The sequence below is a fragment of the Pseudomonas sp. DCB_BI genome (assembly GCF_026240995.1).
Lineage (GTDB): Bacteria > Pseudomonadota > Gammaproteobacteria > Pseudomonadales > Pseudomonadaceae > Aquipseudomonas.
Map to the genome: position 1 here is coordinate 215,357 of NZ_JAPFCG010000006.1, position 19,587 is coordinate 234,943.

Consider the following 19,587-nt stretch of genomic DNA (forward strand, 5'->3'; position numbering starts at 1 on the left):
CGTGGGCGGCCTGTTCGCAAGGCTGGTGGACTCCAGCGACCCTGTACTCATGCGCCAGGCGTTGGCCTGGCTGTATGGTTTCGTGCGCCCACACCGGCGTGCTATCGGCCTGTTGCTCGGCTTGTCGCTGGGTGCATCGCTGCTGGCGCTGGCGCAACCCTGGCTGGTCAAGACCCTGATCGACGAAGGGCTGTTGGCCAAGGACTACCAGACCCTTTGGCACATGGCGGCAATCATGATCGGCGCGGGCCTGCTGGGCACTGTGCTGGCTGGGGTCAACCGCTACCTGCATACGCGCTTGTCGGGGCGCATCCTGTTCGCCCTGCGCGACGACCTTTACCGCCATCTGCAGCAATTGTCACCGACCTTCTACGGGCGGCGGCGGATCGGCGACATTCTTTCGCGGCTGGATGGCGATGTGGCAGAGATCCAGCGCTTTGCCGTGGACTCGTTGTTCTCGGCGGTGTCGGCGGTGATTGGCCTGGTGGGTGCAGTGGCGTTGATGCTGATGCTGTCGTGGCAGTTGTCCCTGTTGCTGGCGCTGCTGGTGCCGATCGAGGTGCTATGGCTGCGCTGGATGCGGCGCAAGGTGGAGCGCGAAGTGCGCAACTTGCGTGAGCGCTCGGCGGATGTGTCGTCGTTCCTGGTCGAGACCCTGCCGGCGATGAAGTTCATTCAGGCGGCCGGCCAGCAAGGCCGGGAAGCAGGGCGGCTGGACCAGCTTGGCCAGGGCTACATGCGCCAGCTGCTGAAGGTGCAGGTGACCGAGTTCTTCACCCAGGCCATCCCCGGCACGCTTACCTCGTGGTGCCGCGCCTGTGCGTTTTTGGTCGGTGGGTGGTGGGTTATCCAGGGCACCTGGCAATTGGGCGCGCTGATCGCTTTTTCGACTTACATGGGCATGGCGGTAGGGCCGGTTCAGAGCCTGTTGGGCTTGTACGTGGCGGTGCAGCGCATGGCTGTGAGCCTGGGAAGGGTGATGGAATTGAAGCAGGAAGCGGTGGCGGTACATCAGGCCGCCAACCCGCAGCCCATCCCCGATGGCCCCGGCGAGTTGCGCCTGGAGGCGCTGAGCTTTGCCCATGAGGGGCGCCAGGGTGCGGTACTGAACAACGTGCAGGTGAGCATCCCGGGCGGCCTGAAAGTCGCCATCAGCGGTGCCTCCGGGGTGGGCAAGTCAACCCTGATCGACCTGCTGCAGCGCTTCTACGACCCGGACGCCGGACGCATCCTGCTGGACGGCACCGACCTGCGCGACCTGGACCTTGTTGCACTGCGCAGGCGAATCGCCGTGGTCAGCCAGGACATCGTGCTGTTCCGTGGCACCCTGGCACAGAACCTGGCTTATGGCGTGCCCGAGGCCAGCCGTGACCAACTGGAACGGGTGGTGCGCCTGGCGCGGCTGGACAGCCTGGTCGAAAGCCTGCCGCTGGGCCTGGATGGCCTGCTGGGCGAGCGCGGCCAGCAGTTGTCCGGGGGGCAGAAACAACGTATCGCCATTGCCCGCGCAGTGTTGCAGGCCCCGGCGATCCTGGTGCTGGACGAGGCCACTTCGGCGGTGGATGAAACCACCGAGCGGGAAGTGATCGCCGCCATCGACCAGTTGTTCGCAGGGCGCACGCGCATCCTGATCAGCCACCGGGCTTCGACCCTTGCCGATGCCGACCTGCATCTGCAACTGCATGACGGTCAGTTGCAGGTACTGGCGCAGGAGGTGATCAAGCATGGGCACTGACGTGCGCGTTGGCATCATCGACAGCGGCTGCTCGCCGGAGCAGGCCAACGGCTTGCGGGACGCCCGCCGTTTCTGGCTGGAAGACGGCCAGTTGCGCGAAGGTGAAATGCTCCCCGACCAACTTGGGCACGGCAGTGCGGTGCTCGCCAGCTTGCAACACCAGGCTGGTCCTGTGTCGGTGCTGGTGGCCCAGGTGTTCAGTGCCCAGGCCAGCACCAGTGCGTTGCAGGTGGCTGCCGCATTGCTGTGGCTGGTGGAGTCGGGAGCCACGCTGGTCAACCTGAGCCTGGGCTTGCAGCAGGACCGGCCCGTGCTGCACCAGGCCTGTGCCGAGGCTTTGGCCGCAGGTGTGCTGTTGTGTGCATCCAGCCCGGCGCAGGGTGGGCCGGTGTTCCCCGCCAGCTACCCGGGTGTCATTCGGGTCACTGGCGATGCCCGCTGTGCACCGGGCCAGTGGTCGTGGCTGGGTACTCGACAGGCGGATTTTGGCGCGTACGTGGGTGCGAGTGAGCGGGCGGGTGCGAGCCTGGGTTGCGCGGCGTTGAGCGGGAAGATTGCCGCCTTGCTGCGTGATGCCCAGGGAATGGACCGCCAGCAGGTGCATGACTGGTTGCGTGACCATGCGGCCTTCAAAGGGCCCGAGCGGCGAGGTGGCCGCCATGGCTGAATTGCGCATTGTGGTGCTGGGCGCCGGCCCTGCGGGTGCCGCCACGGCCATTGGCTTGCGGCGGTTGGGTTACACCGTGACGGTGGTGTCGCAATGGCGCCGTTTCGCGGCAGTTGAAGGCGTTTCGCAGCGGGTGCTGGAGGGCTTGCGTCACGCAGGCCTTGGCGAGGCCTTGAGCCAGGCGGCCATGCCGGCCACTCGCCAGGTGCTCTGGAACGGCCAGCACCTGCACATGAACCAGGAGTTTTTGCTCGACCGGCAACGCTTTGACCAGGCGCTGCGCGAAGACCTTCAGCGCGCAGGCGTGAGTGTGGTCGAGGGGCGGGTGCGAGAGGTCGTGCAGGGGGGCGGTCATCATGTGCGCCTGGACGATGGGCAGGTGCTGACTGCTGATTTCCTGGTCGAGGCCCGAGGCCGTCAGGCGCCCCTGGCCGCAGACCGCCTGCGTGGGCCGGAAACGGTGAGCTTGCTCAATGTCTGGCAGGGTAGCCCCGGTGCGCCTGCGTCGGCGGTGGAGAGCCTGGAGGATGGCTGGGCGTGGATGGCACGGCTGGAAGATGGCCGCTGTTACTGGCAAGTCACCCAGGACGCTGCCGGGCTGCCGGGAAAGGCTGGGCTGGCAGCGTATTGCGTGGCGTTGCGGGGCCGCAGCGCGTTGGTCGCTGAACTGTTCGACGATCAGGCATTGATACCGGCACAGGTGCATGCACGCAGCAGTAGCGCCATTCTGGCGGGTGAATGTGTCGGGCAGGACTGGATCCGGGTGGGGGATGCCGCCATGGCCGTTGACCCGCTGTCGGGCAACGGGATTTTTCAGTCGCTCTCTTCGGCATTGCAGGCGCCGGTGGTGATCAATACGTTGCTGCGCAGGCCTGAGCGGGCCGAGCTGGCGCGGCAGTTTCACCAGCAGCGGGTCGAGCAGCTGTTCTTGCGTTTTGCCCGCATTGGCCGGGATTTTTATGCCCAGGAACAAAGCCGGGTGGGGCAACCGTTCTGGGCCCGGCGCCAAGGTTGGCCGGATGCGCAACCCCTCCATCAGGCGGCTGATTGGCAAGCGGTGCGGGTTGAGCGGCGGCCGGTGCTGCGTGACGGGCTGGTGGATGAAGCCGAGGTCGTGGTGACGGCGGACCAGCCGCTGGGGGTTTGGCATTTGCGGGGGGTGGAACTGGCGCCTGTGGTGCGAAAAATACACAGTGGGCGGCCTGTTGAGGCGGTGTTGTCGGGGCTTGCGGGTGAACAGCAGAGGAGCGTGCGGCGGTGGCTGGGGGAGCAGGGGTTGGTTTGAGATTGTCGGGGCCGCTTTGCGGCCCATCGCGACGCAAGGCCGCTCCCACAAGGATCGCGCCAGCTTTGGACTGCCCCCAAGAAGTTGGACACCAATCCAACCCTTGGGAGCAGGTCCACCCTGTGGGAGCGGCCTTGCGTCGCGATGGGCTGCGAAGCAGCCCCAGGATGTCGGATCAGAAGAAGGTCCCGACAATCAATTGCAGGTAAGTCCCGGTATCCCGCCCACCTAACTGCGTACCGCCATTGGCCGCACTGCGCTCCGGCTTGTAGAACCCCACCACCGGGCTGATCAGCAAGTGGTCGTTGACCATCCATTCCACATACAGGTCCAACTCGCGCCCGCCAAGGTTGCCCAGGTCGGTGTCCAGCGTGTCGAAGTCGAAGTACAGGGCGCCGACGGTCAGGTTGTCCCGTGGTTTGCCTTTCAGCGCTACATGGTGCACTTGGCTGTTCTTGTTGAACGGCCCGGCATAGTTGGCTGCCACTTCACCCTGGAACCAGGTGCCGTAGCCTCGGCTCAGGCCATAGAACAGCGGGTCGAAGCCTTCGGAGAAGCGGCTGTAGCGGTAGGTGGCGGTCGGTGACCAAGGCAGTTGGGAGAAGGTCCAGTTGCCCTCCAGGTACCAGGCATTCTCGCGCCCGCCGGGCTTGTCCTGGGTCACGTACTCGGCGGCCAGCTCCAGGTCCTTCACACCGAGGCTCCCACGCCCGCGCAGGCTGGCGGTGTCCATGCCGTCGCGGTGTTCCAGGCCCATGATCTGCGCGTAGCGCTGGTCCACATCGAGGCCGCGGATCCAGCTCAGGCCGACGGTGCCATTGTCGGCGACGTGCTCCAGGTTGGCGACCGCCAGCGACGTGTCGGCCTGGTAATGGTTGTCGGACTTCAGCCACATCAGGTCGCCGCGCCAGCCCTGTTTGCCGCCCAGGCGTAGCACAGCGGTGCGGTCGAAGGCCTTGCGTGCGGCCAGGTAGTAGGCGCCGCCGCGGTCGAAGTTGGCGCCCAGGTCGACCTTGCCCAGGTTGACCGGGTCACCCTGTATCAGGAAACCATCACCCAGGGTGACTACCTGGCGGCCACCGGAAATGTCCACGCCATCTTCGCCCAGCGCCGGGAACAGGCTGGCCGAGCGCCAGCCCAGGTACAGGTCTTCGATGGCGGTGCGGCGCTCGTCGCCCAAGGTAAGGCCAGCGGCGTCGCCATCGCCCCAGGTGGCGGAGCTGAGCAGGTTGACGGCGCCGTAGAGCGCGCCGCTGTCGGCCAGTGCCTGGCTGCCGCTGAGGCCGTACTTCACGTAGCCCTCCTGCCAGGCGGTGCTGCCGGGCTGGCGGTTGCCGGCCTGGTTGTAGCTTTCATCGCTGTGGAAGACGCCGAACAGGGCTTCGAGGTCGGCGTTCAGGGTGGTGCCGTTCTGGTTGTACAGCTCGTAGGCTTGGGTGGCGGGTGCGGTCAACAGCAGGGCCAATGTGCAGGCGAGTGTGTGCCTCATGGGTTTGCTCCATGGTTTTTATTGTTGTTTTTGTATTGCCTGATCTGGCCTCTTCGCGGGTGAACCTGCTCCCACAGGGACACCACAGCGTTCAGATTTGTGGTGATCCTGTGGGAGCGGGTTTACCCGCAAAAGGGCCAGACAAGGCAGAAGATCAGAGCTTGATCAACACCGACTTGAGCTCGGTGTAATGCTCGATGGCCGCGGCCCCCATCTCACGCCCGACGCCAGACATCTTGTAGCCACCAAACGGCAGCGCCGGGTCCAGCGCGCTGTGGCAGTTGACCCACACCGAGCCGGACTTGATGCGCGGGATCATGCGGTGCACGGCCCCCAGGTCGTTGGACCAGATGCTTGCACCCAGGCCATAGGGGTTGTCGTTGGCCATGCCGATCACTTCGTCGATGTCATCGAATGGCATCGCCACCAGCACCGGCCCGAAGATTTCTTCCTGTACCAGCCGGTGACGCTGGTCGACATCCACGATCACGGTCGGCTTGACGAAGTAGCCAGGCCCGAAACTTTCACCGCCGCAGGCGATGGTGGCGCCCAGTTCGCGGCCAAGTTCGATGTAGCCGGTGACACGGTCTTGCTGCTTGGCCGAGATCAGCGGGCCCATCTGCACCGCAGGGTCCAACCCGCTGCCCAGCGTCATGCCATTGGCGATGCTGGCAATGTCTGCCACCACGTTGTCGAAGTGCTTGCGGTGCACGTACAGCCGCGAGCCGGCGCAGCACACCTGGCCCTGGTTGAAGAAGATCGCCGTGGCCGCGCCGGCTGCGGCTTCCTGCAGGTTGGCATCAGGCATGACGATGGTCGGCGACTTGCCGCCCAGCTCCAGGGTGACGCGGGTCATGTTATCCATGGCCGCCTTGCCGATCAGCTTGCCGACTTCGGTTGAGCCGGTGAAGGTCAGCTTGTCTACGCCGGGGTGACGGCTTAGCGCAGCGCCGGCGTTCAGGCCGGTACCTGTAACCACATTGAACACGCCGGCCGGGTAACCAGCCTCGTCGACCAGTTCGGCAAGCTTGAGCACGCTTAGCGGGGTTTCATCGGCAGGCTTCAGCACCACGGTGCAGCCGGTGGCCAGCGCCGGGCCGAGCTTCCAGCAGGCCAGCAACAGGGGGAAGTTCCAGGCGACGATGGCGCCGACCACGCCAACTGCCTCGCGGCGCACGAAGCCGTGGAACTGGTCATTGGGCATCAACGGCATGGAAGCCTCGACAGTGCTACCCTCGATCTTGGTGGCCCAGCCCGCCATATAGCGCAGGAAGTCGATGGCCAGCTGTACGTCCATCACCTGGGCCACGACGGCGCTCTTGCCGTTGTTCAGGCACTCGAGTTCGGCCAACTGGCGGGCGTCGCGCTCCATCAGCTCGGCCAGGCGCCACAGCAGGTTCTGCCGCTCACGCGGGCGCAGACGGCTCCAGGGCGAGTCGTCGAAGGCCTGGCGTGCGGCGCGCACGGCGCGGTCGACATCTTCGGCCTCGGCGGCAGGCACTTCACCCAGCACTTCGCCAGTGGCCGGGTTGCGGAACTGCAGGGTGCGACCGCTGGCAGCGTCCTGCCAGTCGGCGCCGATGCGCATCTGCAGCTTGCGTTCGAGAAAGGCGCGGGTGGCGGGCAGGATGGGCAGGTCGGAAAGCATGGGGCTGTGCCTCTTGTCATTGGATGTGACAGGCACTGGCGCAATGGCCGTGCCAAGGTGGGCAGTTGGCAGCAAGGCATTGAGCTGATTGGGTTTTGCCGGGATGCAAGGTTCCGATTGCAAGGGTGCGCTGTTGCACATTGAGACGGTGTGAGACGTTGGTGAAACACTGCTTTGTACGGCCCTCTTCGCGGGACAAGCCCGCTCCCACCGGTAGGGCACAGAATTGAGGCCGGTGTGATTTCTTTGGGAGCGGGCATGCCCGCCAAGGCCTGCATCGCAGGCCACTGTCTCAGGATGAAACACCCTGTCGCGAAATGGCACGCTACAAGTGGCCATCTTTGCTGCTGGCCAAACACGGAAAACCGCTTAAAAGGTTGAAAGGAAACGCTTTTACCGCAACTGGCACAGTTCCTGTATCGCAACCTTCACATGCACACCTGCTGTACCAAAGCGTGCGAAAAACGATAAGAACAACAACCGTGGAGGTCTGACCTTGAAGATGACTCGACTCCGGCGGCATGCGGGCAAACTGGCGCTGGTCGCCGCCGCGCTGCTGAGCACCCAGGCCATGGCGGCCGAGCAGGGCCCGAGCTTGTTGCAGAACAAATGCATGGGGTGCCATATCCCTGAAGGCAACGATACCTACAGCCGTATCAGCCACCAGCGTAAAACGCCGGAGGGCTGGTTGATGAGCATCGCCCGCATGCAGGTGATGCACGGCTTGCAGATCAGCGACGACGACCGCCGCACCTTGGTCAAGTACCTGGCCGACAAGCAGGGCCTGGCGCCCAGCGAGACCGATGGCGTGCGCTACGCCATGGAGCGCAGGCTCAACACTGTCGAGCACTTCGATACCCAGCTCAGCGAAACCTGTGGCCGTTGCCACTCCGGTGCTCGCGTCGCCTTGCAACGTCGCCCGGCCAAGGAGTGGGAGCACCTGGTCAACTTCCACCTGGGCCAGTGGCCGTCCCTCGAATACCAGGCCCAGGCGCGGGACCGCGACTGGTTGCCAATTGCCCTGCAACAGGTGGTGCCGGAACTTGCCAAGCGCTATCCGCTGGACAACCCGGCCTGGGCTGAATGGCAGCAGGCAAAACCGAAGGCCGACGTGCTGGCGGGGCAGTGGGCGTTCAGCGGCCACATGCTGGCCAAGGGCGATGTCCGTGGGGTGATGAGCGTGACCGCCGACGAGGGTGACACCTTCAAGGTCGAGGTCAAGGGCGCTTACGCCGACGGCACGCCGTTCAACGGCAGCGGTTCGGCGATCCTTTACAACGGCTACGAGTGGCGGGGCAACATCAAGGTCGGCGACGCCAGCCTGCGCCAGGTGTTCGCCGCGCTGGACGGCGAGATGAAAGGCCGTATGTTCGAAGCCGAGCACGATGAGCGTGGCCTGGACTTCAGCGCCGTGAAAGAGGGCAAGGCGCGGTTGCTGGCGGTACAGCCGGCGTTCATCAAGGCTGGCGCTGAAAGCGAAATTACCCTGGTCGGCAGCGGCCTGAGCGGCAAGCCGGACCTGGGCGCCGGGGTGGAAGTGAGCGAAGTGCTGGAGCAGACCCCGACCCTGGTACGGGTCAAGGCCCGCGCTGCGGCCGATGCCAAGCCTGGCCAGCGCGAGGTCGCGGTAGGGGCGCTCAAAGGTGGCAACCTGGCGGTCTACGACAAGGTCGACGAAGTGAAAGTGGTGCCGGCCTTCTCCATTGCCCGCATTGGCGAGAACGGCGCCTCGGTGCCAAAAGTGCAGGGCCGTTTCGAGGCCGAAGCCTGGGGTAAGGATGCCAACGGCCAGCCGCTGCGCATCGGCTACCTGCCGGCCAGCTGGAAGGTCGAGCCCTTCAACGAGCGTGCGGTAGAGGACGAAGACCTCAAGTTCGCCGGCAAGATGCAGGCCGACGGGGTGTTCGTGCCAGGCGGTGCGGGCCCCAACCCCGAGCGCAAGATGATGACCAACAACGCCGGTAACCTGAAGGTCATCGCCACCCTGGCCGACGGCGGCCAGACCGGCGAAGGGCACCTGATCGTCACCGTTCAGCGCTGGAACAACCCGCCGCTGCCGTAACGGCAAGGCGCAACGGTTTTCCAACGGATCGATTATCGGGAGGTCGCCATGGGCGCACAACTGAACCTGGTCGAACGCAACCTGCATGAAGTGCAGGTCGATGCCGACCGCATGCTGTTCCATATCCCCAGCAGTTCGCTGTTTGCCACCGATGCGGTGACCGGCAGCATCATCGACGCCTTGCGCCAGCACGGCTGCTCGGCCGAGGAGCTGATGCAGCGCCTTGGCCAGCAGTTTGCCGGCGACGATATTCAGGACACCTTGCGCGAGCTGATCGCGCTGGAGCTGGTCAGCGACGGCTCGCCGCTGACCCCGGAAATCGCCCTCAAGCAGGTCGAGCGCACCGCGCTGAATACCGTGGTACTCAACGTCAACACCGGTTGCAACCTCAGCTGTACCTACTGCTACAAGGAAGACCTGGACAAGCCTTCGGCCGGCAAGAAGATGAGCACTGACACCGCCGAAGCCTCGGTAGAGATGCTGCTCAAGGAGTCGCCCGACGAGACGCGCTACAGCGTGGTGTTCTTCGGTGGCGAACCGCTGTCAAACCGGCCGTTGATCGAGCACATGGTGGCCTACTGCGAGCGGCGTTTTGCCGAGGCGGGCAAGCAGGTGGAGTTCATCATGACCACCAATGCCACCTTGCTCACCGAAGAAATCATCGATTGGCTCAACGCCCACCGCTTCGGCCTGTCGATCAGTATCGACGGCCCCAAGACCGTGCACGACCGCAACCGCATCACTGTGGGCGGGCAGGGCACCTATGACGTGGTGCGGCGCAAGGCCGACCTGTTGCTGTCGCGCTATACCAGCCGCCCGGTAGGCGCGCGGGTCACGCTGACGCGTGGCATTACCGATGTCGAAACCATCTGGAACCACCTGTTCAACGAAATGGGCTTCGCCGAGGTCGGCTTTGCCCCGGTCACCTCAGGCGACATGGCCGACTTCAACCTGACTGGCGAAGAGCTGGTGCAGGTGTTTGCCAACATGAAGGCGCTGGGCCGCAAGTACCTGGAGGCGGCGCTGGAACACCGCAATATCGGGTTCTCCAATCTGCACCAGCTGATTACCGATATCCACGAGGGCCACAAGAAGGCCCTGCCGTGCGGTGCCGGGCTGAAAATGCTGGCGGTGGACCACAAGGGCGAATTGAACCTGTGCCACCGCTTTACCGGCTCCAACCTGCCGACCTTCGGCAACGTGCACCAAGGTGTCAAGCAAGCTCAGCTCAACGACTTCCTGTCGCAGCGCCTGGACCGCAGCAACACAGGGTGCGAAAGCTGCCGCATCCGCAACCTCTGCTCGGGCGGCTGCTACCACGAAAGCTATGCGCGCTATGGCGATCCGCAGCACCCGACCTACCACTACTGCGAACTGATGCGCGACTGGGTGGACTTCGGCATCGAAGTCTACAGCCGCATCATGGCCGCCAACCCGGCCTTCATCGATCGCTACATCACCCCGCGGAAGGCGCACTGACATGAAGCACTTGAAGCCCCTGAACAACAAGGCGCGCATCCTCGAGCAGGCTGCCGCCGAAGACCGTGTCGAAGAAGTGATGGCAATGAGTGCGGTGGCAGGCTGCACGGCCACTACCGACCCGGGCTGGGAGGTGGACGCCTTTGGTGGCGTGAGTTCGCTGTGCCAGCCGATGGAGGCCGACCTGTATGGCTGCTCCGACCCTTGCTGGTGGCCGGCCCAGGTGCCGGACATGATGAGCACCTACCAGGACTGGAACGCCCAGGCGACCAACTCGGCAGAGGACTGGCGCAACCTCGGCACCGTGTTCCCGAAAGACAAGTGACGGCCCAACAAGAATGACAAGGGGAAACCGCATGAAAGCTGGACGCTGCGCGCCACTCGCGCTCACCATCGCCGCCACGGCCTTTGCCGGCCTGGTACAGGCCGACGACACCGGGCCGGCACTGAAGGCTGGCCACGAATACATGATCGTGACCAATTACCCGAACAACCTGCATGTGGTCGATGTCGCCAGCGACACGGTGTACAAGAGCTGCGTCATGCCCGACAAGTTCGGCCCTGGCACCGCAATGATGGCGCCTGACAACCGCACCGCCTACGTGCTCAACAACCACTACGGCGACATCTACGGCATCGACCTGGACACCTGCAAGAACACCTTCCACGCCAACCTGTCGAGCGTGCCAGGCGAGGTGGGCCGGTCGATGTACTCGTTCGCCGTCAGCCCGGACGGCAAGGAGGTGTACGCCACGGTCAACCCGACCCAGCGCCTGAACGACCACTATGTGGTAAAGCCGCCACGGCTGGAAGTGTTCAACAGCGCCGATGGCCTTGCGGCCAAGCCGGTGCGTACCTACCCCATGCCGCGCCAGGTGTACCTGATGCGCACCGCCGACGATGGCACGCTGTATTTCGCCGGGCCGGATATCTACAAGATGGACGTGAAGACCGGCAAGTACACCGTGGCCTTGCCGCTTCGCAATTGGAACCGCAAGGGCTACAGCGCCCCGGACGTGCTGTATTTCTGGCCGCACCAGAACCCGCGCCACGAGTTCTCGATGTTGTACACCATTGCCAAGTTCAAGGATGAGAAGCAGGACCCGAACGACGCCGAGCTGCTGTACGGCTACCTCAGTGTCGACTTGAAGACAGGCAAGACCCACACCCAGGAATTCGCCGACCTGACCGAGCTTTACTTCACCGGCCTGCGCTCGCCCAAGGACCCTAACCAGATCTACGGCGTACTCAACCGCCTGGCCAAATACGACATCAAGCAGCGCAAGCTGATCAAGGCGGCTAATCTGGAGCACACCTACTACTGCGTCACCTTCGACAAAAAGGGCGACAAGCTGTACTTGGGCGGCACCTTCAATGACCTTGCGGTGTTCAACCCCGATACCCTGGAAAAGGTGAAGAACATCAAGTTGCCGGGTGGTGACATGTCCACCACCACGCCGCAGGTGTTCGTCCGCTAAACCGATGTGCGCTGCTTCGCGGGGTTAGCCGCGAAGCAGCCGGCACAGAAAGCACAAGAACAACAAGAGAACGCCCATGCCCCAGCCAAGCTACTCCCAGGGCAACCAGGACAAGCCCCTGCTTACCCAATGCATCGGCGACGCCTTCGACACCACCGTCGCCCGCTTCCCCGAGCGCGAAGCCTTGGTGGTCCGCCACCAGGCCCTGCGCTTTACCTGGCAGCAACTGGCCGATGCCGTCGATCAGCACGCTCGTGCGCTGATGGCCCTGGGCGTGCAACCGGGTGACCGCCTGGGCATCTGGGCACCCAACTGCGCCGAATGGTGCATTACCCAGTTCGCCAGCGCCAAGGTTGGCGCGATCCTGGTCAACATCAACCCGGCCTATCGCTCCAGCGAGCTGGACTACGCGCTTGGCCAGTCCGGCTGCCGCTGGATCATCTGTGCCGACGCGTTCAAGACTTCCGATTACCACGCCATGCTGCTCGGTCTCATTCCGGGCCTGGGGAACGGCCAGCCGGGCGTGCTGACAAGCGAACGCTTCCCTGAGCTGCGCGGCGTGGTCAGCCTGGCTGCCACGCCGCCGGTGGGCTTTCTCGCCTGGCCCGATCTGCAAGCTCGCGCTGAGTCCGTCAGCCGCGAGGCCCTGGCCGAGCGCCAGGCCCAACTGCGCTGCGACGACCCGATCAACATCCAGTACACCTCTGGCACTACGGGTTTCCCCAAAGGCGCCACGCTTAGCCACAGTAACATCCTCAACAACGGCTACATGGTCGGCGAAAGCCTGGGCCTGACCGAGCACGACCGGTTGGTAGTGCCGGTACCGCTTTACCACTGCTTCGGCATGGTCATGGCCAACCTGGGCTGCATGACGCACGGCAGCACGCTGATCTACCCCAATGACGCCTTCGACCCACTGGCCACGTTAAGTGCGGTGGCCGAAGAAAAGGCCACCGCGCTGTACGGCGTGCCAACCATGTTCATCGCCGAGCTGGACCACCCACAGCGGGGCGAATTCGACCTGTCGAGCCTGCGTACCGGCATCATGGCCGGCGCCACCTGCCCGATCGAGGTCATGCGCCGGGTGATTGGCGAGATGCACATGGCGGAGGTGCAGATTGCCTACGGCATGACCGAGACCAGCCCGGTGTCGCTGCAGACCGGCGCTACAGACGACCTGGAACGCCGCGTGACCAGCGTCGGCCGCACCCAGCCACGGCTGGAGAGCAAGGTGATGGATGCCGACGGCAACACCCTGCCGCGCGGCGAGATCGGCGAGCTCTGCACCCGTGGCTACAGCGTGATGCTGGGCTACTGGAACAACCCCAAGGCCACGGCTGAAAGTATCGATGAAGAGGGCTGGATGCATACCGGTGACCTGGCGGTGATGGACGAGCAGGGCTACGTGCGCATCGTCGGGCGCAGCAAGGACATGATCATTCGCGGCGGCGAGAACATCTACCCGCGCGAGCTGGAAGAGTTCTTCTTCACCCACCCGGCGGTGGCGGATGTGCAAGTGATTGGCGTGCCGTGCAGCAAGTACGGTGAAGAGATCGTGGCCTGGGTGCGCTTGCACCCGGGGCAAGTGGCCAGCGAGGAGGACCTGCGCGCGTGGGCCAAGGCGCGGATCGCGCACTTCAAGGTGCCCCGGTACTTCCGCTTTGTCGACGAGTTCCCGATGACGGTGACCGGGAAGGTGCAGAAGTTCAGGATGCGCGAGATCAGTGTCGCGGAGTTGGCTGCTGGATGATGCATTACCTGTACCGGCCTCTTCGCGGGTAAACCCGCTCCCACAGGTTCATCACCGTGTTCGAATTCCGTGCGGTCCCTGTGGGAGCGGGTTTACCCGCGAAGAGGCCGGTACAGGCAGCAGAGAATCTCAGCCTTGCAGCAGTTCCGGGCTGTTGAAGTTGCTCAACCGGCGATCATCATCGGCACACTCCAACCCCTGCACCGCCTCGCGCAGCAAGGCCTTCTGCAAACTCCGCTCTCCCGTCGCCCAGACCTGCTCCAGCATTGGCAGTATCCGGCGTGGCAGCACGCTGAACATCGGCTGCCAAAACCCACCCTGACGTACCATTGCCGCACTGTCACTGGCCACCGCCAGCCTTAGCAGCTCCTCGATCAAATCGCGGTCAACCAGTGGTGCATCGCAGGCCAGTACCACCATCCACTCATGCCGTGCCACCTTGAGCCCGGCAATCACCCCCGCCAACGGCCCGGGGAAGTCCGCTTCGGTATCGCCCACCAACTGGTCAGCGTACGTACGGTAAGCCTCCTGGTTACGGTTGCAGGAAATCACCAGGTCATCGCTTAGCGGCCGCACCACCCGCTGTACATGCGCAACCAGCGGTTCGCCCTGCCACGCGACCAGGCCTTTGTCACGGCCGCCCATGCGTTGGCCACGGCCGCCGGCGAGAATGAGGATGGAGCAGGGGGGCAGTGCATCAGGCATGAAAAAGGGCTCCGGGCAGTCATTGCCGGGAACCCTCCCATTTCACACGGGGCTTGTCCAGTCAGCTTTCGCTGATCCCGGCTTGTGCGTTGGCGTCACGCGCCTGACGCCGTCCCGCAAGGCGCATCACCACCACGAAGAACACCGGCACGAACACCACCCCCAGGGTGGCGCTGAGCATGCCGCCGATCACCCCGGTTCCAATGGCCTGCTGGCTGGCCGAGCTCGCGCCGGTGGCGATGGCCAGCGGTACCACCCCGAGGATGAACGCCAGCGAGGTCATCACGATCGGCCGCAGGCGCAGGCGAGCAGCCTGCACGGCGGCGTCAACGGCGTCCATACCCTGGTCGACCAGGTGCTTGGCAAACTCGATGATCAGGATGGCGTTCTTCGCCGACAGGCCGATCAGGGTAATCAGGCCAACCTTGAAGAACACGTCGTTGGGCATGCCGCGCAGGGTCACGGCCAGCACCGCACCCAGGATACCGAGCGGTACCACCAGCAGCACGGCGGTCGGGATCGACCAGCTTTCGTACAGCGCTGCCAGGCACAGGAACACGATCAGCAACGACAATGTCATCAGCATCGGCGCCTGGCTGCCGGACAAGCGCTCCTGCAGCGACAGGCCGGTCCACTCCAGGCCAGCGCCGGGTGGCAGCTGCGCCACCAGGCGTTCGATTTCGGCCATGGCTTCGCCCGAACTGTGGCCGGCTGCCGGCTCACCGGAAATCGACACCGCCGGGTAGCCGTTGTAGCGGGTCAACTGCACTGGGCCGCTGACCCACTTGGCCTGGACGAATGCGCCCAGTGGCACCATCTTGCCGCTGTTGTTGCGTACGTGGATTTTCAGCAGGTCTTCGACCTGGCTGCGCTGGTCGCCTTCGGCCTGCACCACCACCCGCTGCATGCGGCCCTGGTTGGGGAAGTCGTTGACGTAGCTGGAGCCCACCGCCACATCCAGTACCGAGCCGATGTCGGCAAACGACACGCCCAGGGCATTGGCCTGGCGGCGGTCGATCTCCAGTTGCACCTGCGGGCTTTCGGCCAGCGAGGCTTCGCGCACGTTGGTCAGCACCTTGCTTTTGCCGGCAGTGGCCAGCAGCGTATCGCGGGCGGCCATCAGCTCGGCGTGGCCCATACCACCGCGGTCCTGCAGGCGGAATTCGAAGCCGGTGGACTCGCCCAGGCCGTCGATAGGCGGCGGCAGCACCGAAAACGCCACGGCGTCCTTCAGCTGAGAGAAGGCCGCGCTGGCGCGGTCGGCAATCGATTGGGCGCTGTCGTCGGCACCACGCTCGGACCAGTCCTTGAGGGTGGTGAAGGTCAGCGCCGCGTTTTGCCCGCTACCAGAGAAGCTGAAGCCGAGGATCACGGTGGTGTTGCCCACGCCGGGTTCTTCGGCGTTGTGTGCCTCGATTTGCGCGGCCACCTGCTCGGTGCGCATGCGGCTGGCCCCTGGTGGCAGCTGGGTGTCGGTGATGGTGTAGCCCTGGTCTTCGGTGGGCAGGAACGCCGTGGGCAACTGGCTGAAGCCATAGCCCAGGACCGCCAGCAGCACCGCGTACACCAGCAGATAGCGGCCGCTGCGCTTGAGCGCCTGCACCACCCAGCGCTCATAGCCGTTGCTCATGCTTTCAAAGCGCCGGTTGAACCAGCCGAAGAAGCCTTTGCGTTCATGGTGCTCGCCCTTGGCCACCGGCTTGAGCAAGGTGGCGCACAGCGCCGGGGTGAGGCTGAGGGCCAGGAATGCCGAGAACAGGATCGACACGGCCATCGACAGCGAGAACTGCTGGTAGATCACCCCCACCGAGCCCTGCATGAAGGCCATGGGCAGGAACACCGCCACCAGCACCAGGGTGATGCCGACGATTGCACCGCTGATCTGGCCCATGGCCTTGCGCGTCGCTTCCTTGGGCGGCAGGCCTTCCTCGGTCATGATGCGCTCGACGTTCTCCACCACCACGATGGCATCGTCGACCAGAATGCCGATGGCCAGCACCATGCCGAACAGGGTCAGCACGTTGACCGAGAAGCCCATGGCCAGCATGACCGCGAAGGTACCCATCAGCGCCACCGGCACCACCAGGGTAGGGATCAGGGTATAGCGCAGGTTCTGCAGGAACAGGAACATCACCGCGAACACCAGCAACATGGCTTCGAACAGGGTGGTAATGACCTGCTCGATGGACACCTTGACGAACGGCGAGGTGTCATAGGGGATGTCGTACTTGACGCCTTCCGGGAAGTAACGCGCCAGTTCCTGCATTTTCGCCCGCACCAGGGTGGCGGTTTCCATGGCATTGGCACCCGGCGACAGCTGCACGCTGAACGCGGTGGCCGGCTTGCCGTTCAGGCGCGTGCCGTACTGGTATTCCTGGGCGCCGATCTCGACCCGGGCGACATCACCGACGGTGACCGTGGAGCCATCCAGGTTGGCGCGCAGGACAATGGCGGCGAATTCCTCGGGGGTGCTCAGTTGGCCCTTGACCACCACGTTGGCGGTGATTTCCTGGGTGTCGCGGCTGGGCAGGTCGCCGATGCTGCCAGGCGCGACCTGGGCATTCTGCGCCGCAATGGCCTCGGCGACGTCGTTGGGCGTGAGGTTGAAGCCGATCAGCTTGCCCGGGTCGATCCAGATGCGCATGGCGCGCTCCGAGCCGTACAGCTGGGCCTTGCCGACGCCCTTGAGGCGGCGGATCTCGTTCATCACGTTGCGCGCGAGAATGTCCGACAGTGCGGTTTCGTCGAGCTTGCCGTCTTCAGAGGTGAGGGTGCCCAGCAGCAGGAAGCCGGTGGACACCTTTTCCACTTGCAGGCCCTGCTGGGTGACTGGGCGCGGCAGCCGCGACTCGACCACCTTCAGGCGGTTCTGCACATCGACCTGGGCCAGGTCCGGGTGGGTGCCCGGGGCAAAGGTGGCGGTGATGGTGGCGCTGCCCAGGCTGCTCTGCGATTCGAAATACAGCAGGTTGTCGGCGCCGTTTAGCTCCTGCTCGATCAGGCTGACCACGCTCTCGTCCATGGTCGCCGCCGAGGCGCCTGGGTACACCGCGTAGATCTCCACCTGCGGCGGTGCCACGTTGGGGTACTGGGCCACCGGCAGCTGGGGGATGGCCAGCGCACCGGCCAGCAGGATGAACAGGGCGACGACCCAGGCGAATACCGGGCGGTCGATGAAGAATTGCGGCATGAATCAGGCCCTCACTGGCCGGTGTGCTGTGCGATGGGCGGTGCCCCGGATGCGTTGTCGACCTGCACCTGGTCACCGGCCTTGACGTGTTGCAGCCCCTCGACCACCACGCGCTCGCCGGGGGACAGGCCCTCGCTGACAATCCAGCGATCGCCCTGGGCACTGCCCAGTACCACCTGGCGCTCGCTGACCCGCGCCTGCTGGTCGACCACCAGCACCTTGGGTACGCCGGCGCTGTCACGCAGCACGGCGCGCTGCGGCACGCTCAGGCCGCTGGGTTGCACGGCCTGCTCCAGGCGGACGCGCACGTAGCTGCCGGGCAACAGATCGAGGTCCGGGTTGGGGAACACGCTTCGCAGGGTGATCTGGTTGGTGCTGGGGTCGACACTGATGTCGGAGAACAGCAGCGTGCCGGGTAGTGGGTAGGCACTGCCGTCGTCCTGGATCAGCGTGGCGCGGGCCTGGCCATCGCCCACCTGCTGCAGCTCGCCGGCACGCAAGGCACGGCGCAGGGCGTTGAGCTCGCGGGTCGACTGGGTAACATCGGCATGGATCGGGTCCAGCTGCTGAATGGTCGCCAGCGACGTGGTCTCGTTTTGCCCGACCAGTGCGCCTTCGGTAACCTGGGCACGGCCGATACGGCCGGAGATCGGCGCGGTGACGGTGGCGTAGCCGAGGTTCAGCCGGGCGCGCTCCAGTGCCGCCCTGGCTTCGGCCACTGCGGCATCGGCCTGCATGAAGCTGGCCTTGGCGTTGTCGTATTCCTGGCGGCTGACGGCCTTGTCGTCGACCAGCTGGCGGTAGCGCTGCTCCTGCAGACGTGCCTGGTAACGGGTGGCTTCGGCCTTGGCCAAGGTGGCGCGGGCGCTGTCGTGGTCGGCCTTGAACGGTGCCGGGTCGATCAAAAACAGCACGTCGCCCTGCTTGACGTCACTGCCTTCGCGGTACACCCGCTTGAGCACCACACCGGCGACCCGCGCACGCACTTCGGCGGTGCGCGGTGCCAGGATGCGGCCGCTGAGTTCACTGCTGATGGCCAGCGGCTGCAGTTGCAGGGTTTCAACCCGAACTTGCGGGGTGGGGGCCTGTTGGTCTTGCTCGGCACTGTCGTTGCAGCCGGCAAGGGCCAGGCTCAGCAACGCCAACAGCGCCAGATGGCGCAGGCGCGGGGAGGGGGTAGTAGGCATACGGATCTTCCGATGATGACCGTGCCTATGCTAAGGCAGGTGCTGCCCAAGCGGCTGTTAATACCTGTAGGGCGAGTGTGAAAAAGTGTGAAGAACAATCCTGTCTTGTCGTGGTGTTCTATATCCTGAGTATTCCTGTGCTGAACTGATCGCGGGCAAGCCCCGGACAGCTCTGTCAGGTCTACCACAACCTAGATCCCCAAGCGCCTATGCCGAATATTTTCCTGGTCGAAGACGACAGCGCCCTGTCCGAGCTGATCGCCAGCTACCTGCAACGCAACGACTTCCATGTGCAGGTGATCGCTCGGGGCGATCACGTGCTGGACGAGTACCGCCGGCAAAAGCCCGACCTGGTCATCCTCGACCTGATGCTGCCGGGCATCGACGGGTTGCAACTGTGCCGTCTGCTGCGCCAGGAGTCCCAGGGCTTGCCGATCCTGATGCTGACTGCCCGCGATGACAGCCATGACCAGGTGCTGGGCCTGGAAATGGGCGCTGATGACTATGTGACCAAACCCTGCGAGCCTCGGGTATTGCTGGCCCGGGTGCGTACCCTGCTGCGCCGCAGCAGTGTCAACGAGCCACGGCTGGACAACGAGCTGATCCTTATCGGTGGCCTGCGGATCGACCTGGCCGAGCGCACGGTCAGCTGGCGCGGCGAAGAAGTGGAACTGTCCAGTGGCGAGTACAACCTCCTGGTGGTGCTGGCGCGCAATGCCGGTGAGGTGATGAACCGCGACCGCATCCTGCAGCAGCTGCGCGGCATCGAGTTCAACGGCACCGACCGCTCGGTGGACGTAGCCATCTCCAAGCTGCGGCGCAAGTTCGACGATAACGCCGGGGAAGCGCGCAAGATCAAGACCGTGTGGGGCAAGGGCTACCTGTTCAGCCGCGTCGAGTGGGAGTGCTGAC

At 64.6% G+C, this 19,587-nt stretch carries 14 protein-coding genes; 9 read left to right on the forward strand and 5 right to left on the reverse strand.

Translation table 11 applies throughout. The features are described 5' to 3' along the window. The first annotated feature begins 1 nt into the window (after position 1). Genes OO258_RS09105 through OO258_RS09115 form a run of 3 tightly spaced genes read left to right on the forward strand, consistent with a single transcriptional unit; the run spans position 2 to position 3,687 of the window. On the forward strand, positions 2 to 1,735 hold the full coding sequence (locus OO258_RS09105; RefSeq protein ID WP_266029902.1) for an ABC transporter ATP-binding protein: 1,734 nt from the start codon (positions 2 to 4) through the stop codon (positions 1,733 to 1,735). After that, entirely contained in the window at positions 1,725 to 2,402 is a 678-nt protein-coding gene (locus tag OO258_RS09110) for a S8 family serine peptidase (protein WP_266029903.1), read from the forward strand. The genes OO258_RS09105 and OO258_RS09110 overlap by 11 nt, the downstream gene beginning before the upstream one ends. Beyond that, entirely contained in the window at positions 2,395 to 3,687 is a 1,293-nt protein-coding gene (locus tag OO258_RS09115) for an NAD(P)/FAD-dependent oxidoreductase (RefSeq protein WP_266029905.1), read from the forward strand. The genes OO258_RS09110 and OO258_RS09115 overlap by 8 nt, the downstream gene beginning before the upstream one ends. 175 nt (positions 3,688 to 3,862) lie before the next feature. Here OO258_RS09115 and OO258_RS09120 read toward each other — a convergent pair whose 3' ends face one another. Together OO258_RS09120 and OO258_RS09125 are read right to left on the reverse strand one after the other, a co-directional pair. Then, on the reverse strand, positions 3,863 to 5,176 hold the full coding sequence (locus OO258_RS09120; RefSeq protein ID WP_266029906.1) for a hypothetical protein: 1,314 nt from the start codon (positions 5,174 to 5,176) through the stop codon (positions 3,863 to 3,865). A 154-nt stretch (positions 5,177 to 5,330) separates the two neighbouring features. After that, entirely contained in the window at positions 5,331 to 6,824 is a 1,494-nt protein-coding gene (locus tag OO258_RS09125) for an aldehyde dehydrogenase family protein (RefSeq protein ID WP_266029908.1), read from the reverse strand. Between the two features lie 496 nt (positions 6,825 to 7,320). On the opposite strand from OO258_RS09125, the gene peaA reads away from it, so the two are divergent. The 5 genes from peaA to OO258_RS09150 all read left to right on the forward strand — a co-directional run bounded on the left by peaA (position 7,321) and on the right by OO258_RS09150 (position 13,593). Continuing rightward, positions 7,321 to 8,886, forward strand: coding sequence for a quinohemoprotein amine dehydrogenase subunit alpha (peaA, locus tag OO258_RS09130; RefSeq protein WP_416309200.1), 1,566 nt, complete (start codon positions 7,321 to 7,323; stop codon positions 8,884 to 8,886). Between the two features lie 48 nt (positions 8,887 to 8,934). Further along, positions 8,935 to 10,365: a quinohemoprotein amine dehydrogenase maturation protein gene (gene peaB, locus OO258_RS09135; RefSeq protein WP_266029912.1), complete on the forward strand. Its 1,431-nt coding sequence runs from the start codon at positions 8,935 to 8,937 to the stop codon at positions 10,363 to 10,365. A gap of 1 nt (position 10,366) precedes the next feature. Beyond that, positions 10,367 to 10,690: a quinohemoprotein amine dehydrogenase subunit gamma gene (gene qhpC / locus OO258_RS09140; RefSeq protein WP_014590799.1), complete on the forward strand. Its 324-nt coding sequence runs from the start codon at positions 10,367 to 10,369 to the stop codon at positions 10,688 to 10,690. A 31-nt stretch (positions 10,691 to 10,721) separates the two neighbouring features. Further along, positions 10,722 to 11,843, forward strand: coding sequence for a quinohemoprotein amine dehydrogenase subunit beta (gene peaD / locus OO258_RS09145; RefSeq protein WP_266029915.1), 1,122 nt, complete (start codon positions 10,722 to 10,724; stop codon positions 11,841 to 11,843). Positions 11,844 to 11,919: 76 nt separating this feature from the next. Then, positions 11,920 to 13,593 carry a fatty acid CoA ligase family protein gene (locus tag OO258_RS09150; RefSeq protein ID WP_266029917.1) on the forward strand — a complete coding sequence of 558 codons (1,674 nt, stop codon included), beginning with the start codon at positions 11,920 to 11,922 and terminating at the stop codon, positions 13,591 to 13,593. 129 nt (positions 13,594 to 13,722) lie between these two features. Here OO258_RS09150 and mobA read toward each other — a convergent pair whose 3' ends face one another. The 3 genes from mobA to OO258_RS09165 all read right to left on the reverse strand — a co-directional run bounded on the left by mobA (position 13,723) and on the right by OO258_RS09165 (position 18,675). Beyond that, a complete protein-coding gene (mobA, locus tag OO258_RS09155; protein ID WP_266029919.1) occupies positions 13,723 to 14,298 on the reverse strand; it encodes a molybdenum cofactor guanylyltransferase MobA in 576 nt (191 codons plus the stop codon). A 61-nt stretch (positions 14,299 to 14,359) separates the two neighbouring features. After that, on the reverse strand, positions 14,360 to 17,488 hold the full coding sequence (locus OO258_RS09160) for an efflux RND transporter permease subunit (protein WP_266029920.1): 3,129 nt from the start codon (positions 17,486 to 17,488) through the stop codon (positions 14,360 to 14,362). Positions 17,489 to 17,499: 11 nt separating this feature from the next. Continuing rightward, a complete protein-coding gene (locus tag OO258_RS09165) occupies positions 17,500 to 18,675 on the reverse strand; it encodes an efflux RND transporter periplasmic adaptor subunit (protein WP_266029921.1) in 1,176 nt (391 codons plus the stop codon). A 209-nt stretch (positions 18,676 to 18,884) separates the two neighbouring features. Here OO258_RS09165 and OO258_RS09170 point away from each other — a divergent pair, with 209 nt between their 5' ends. Next, positions 18,885 to 19,586 carry a response regulator transcription factor gene (locus OO258_RS09170; RefSeq protein ID WP_110744396.1) on the forward strand — a complete coding sequence of 234 codons (702 nt, stop codon included), beginning with the start codon at positions 18,885 to 18,887 and terminating at the stop codon, positions 19,584 to 19,586. The last annotated feature ends 1 nt before the right edge of the window (position 19,587 follow it).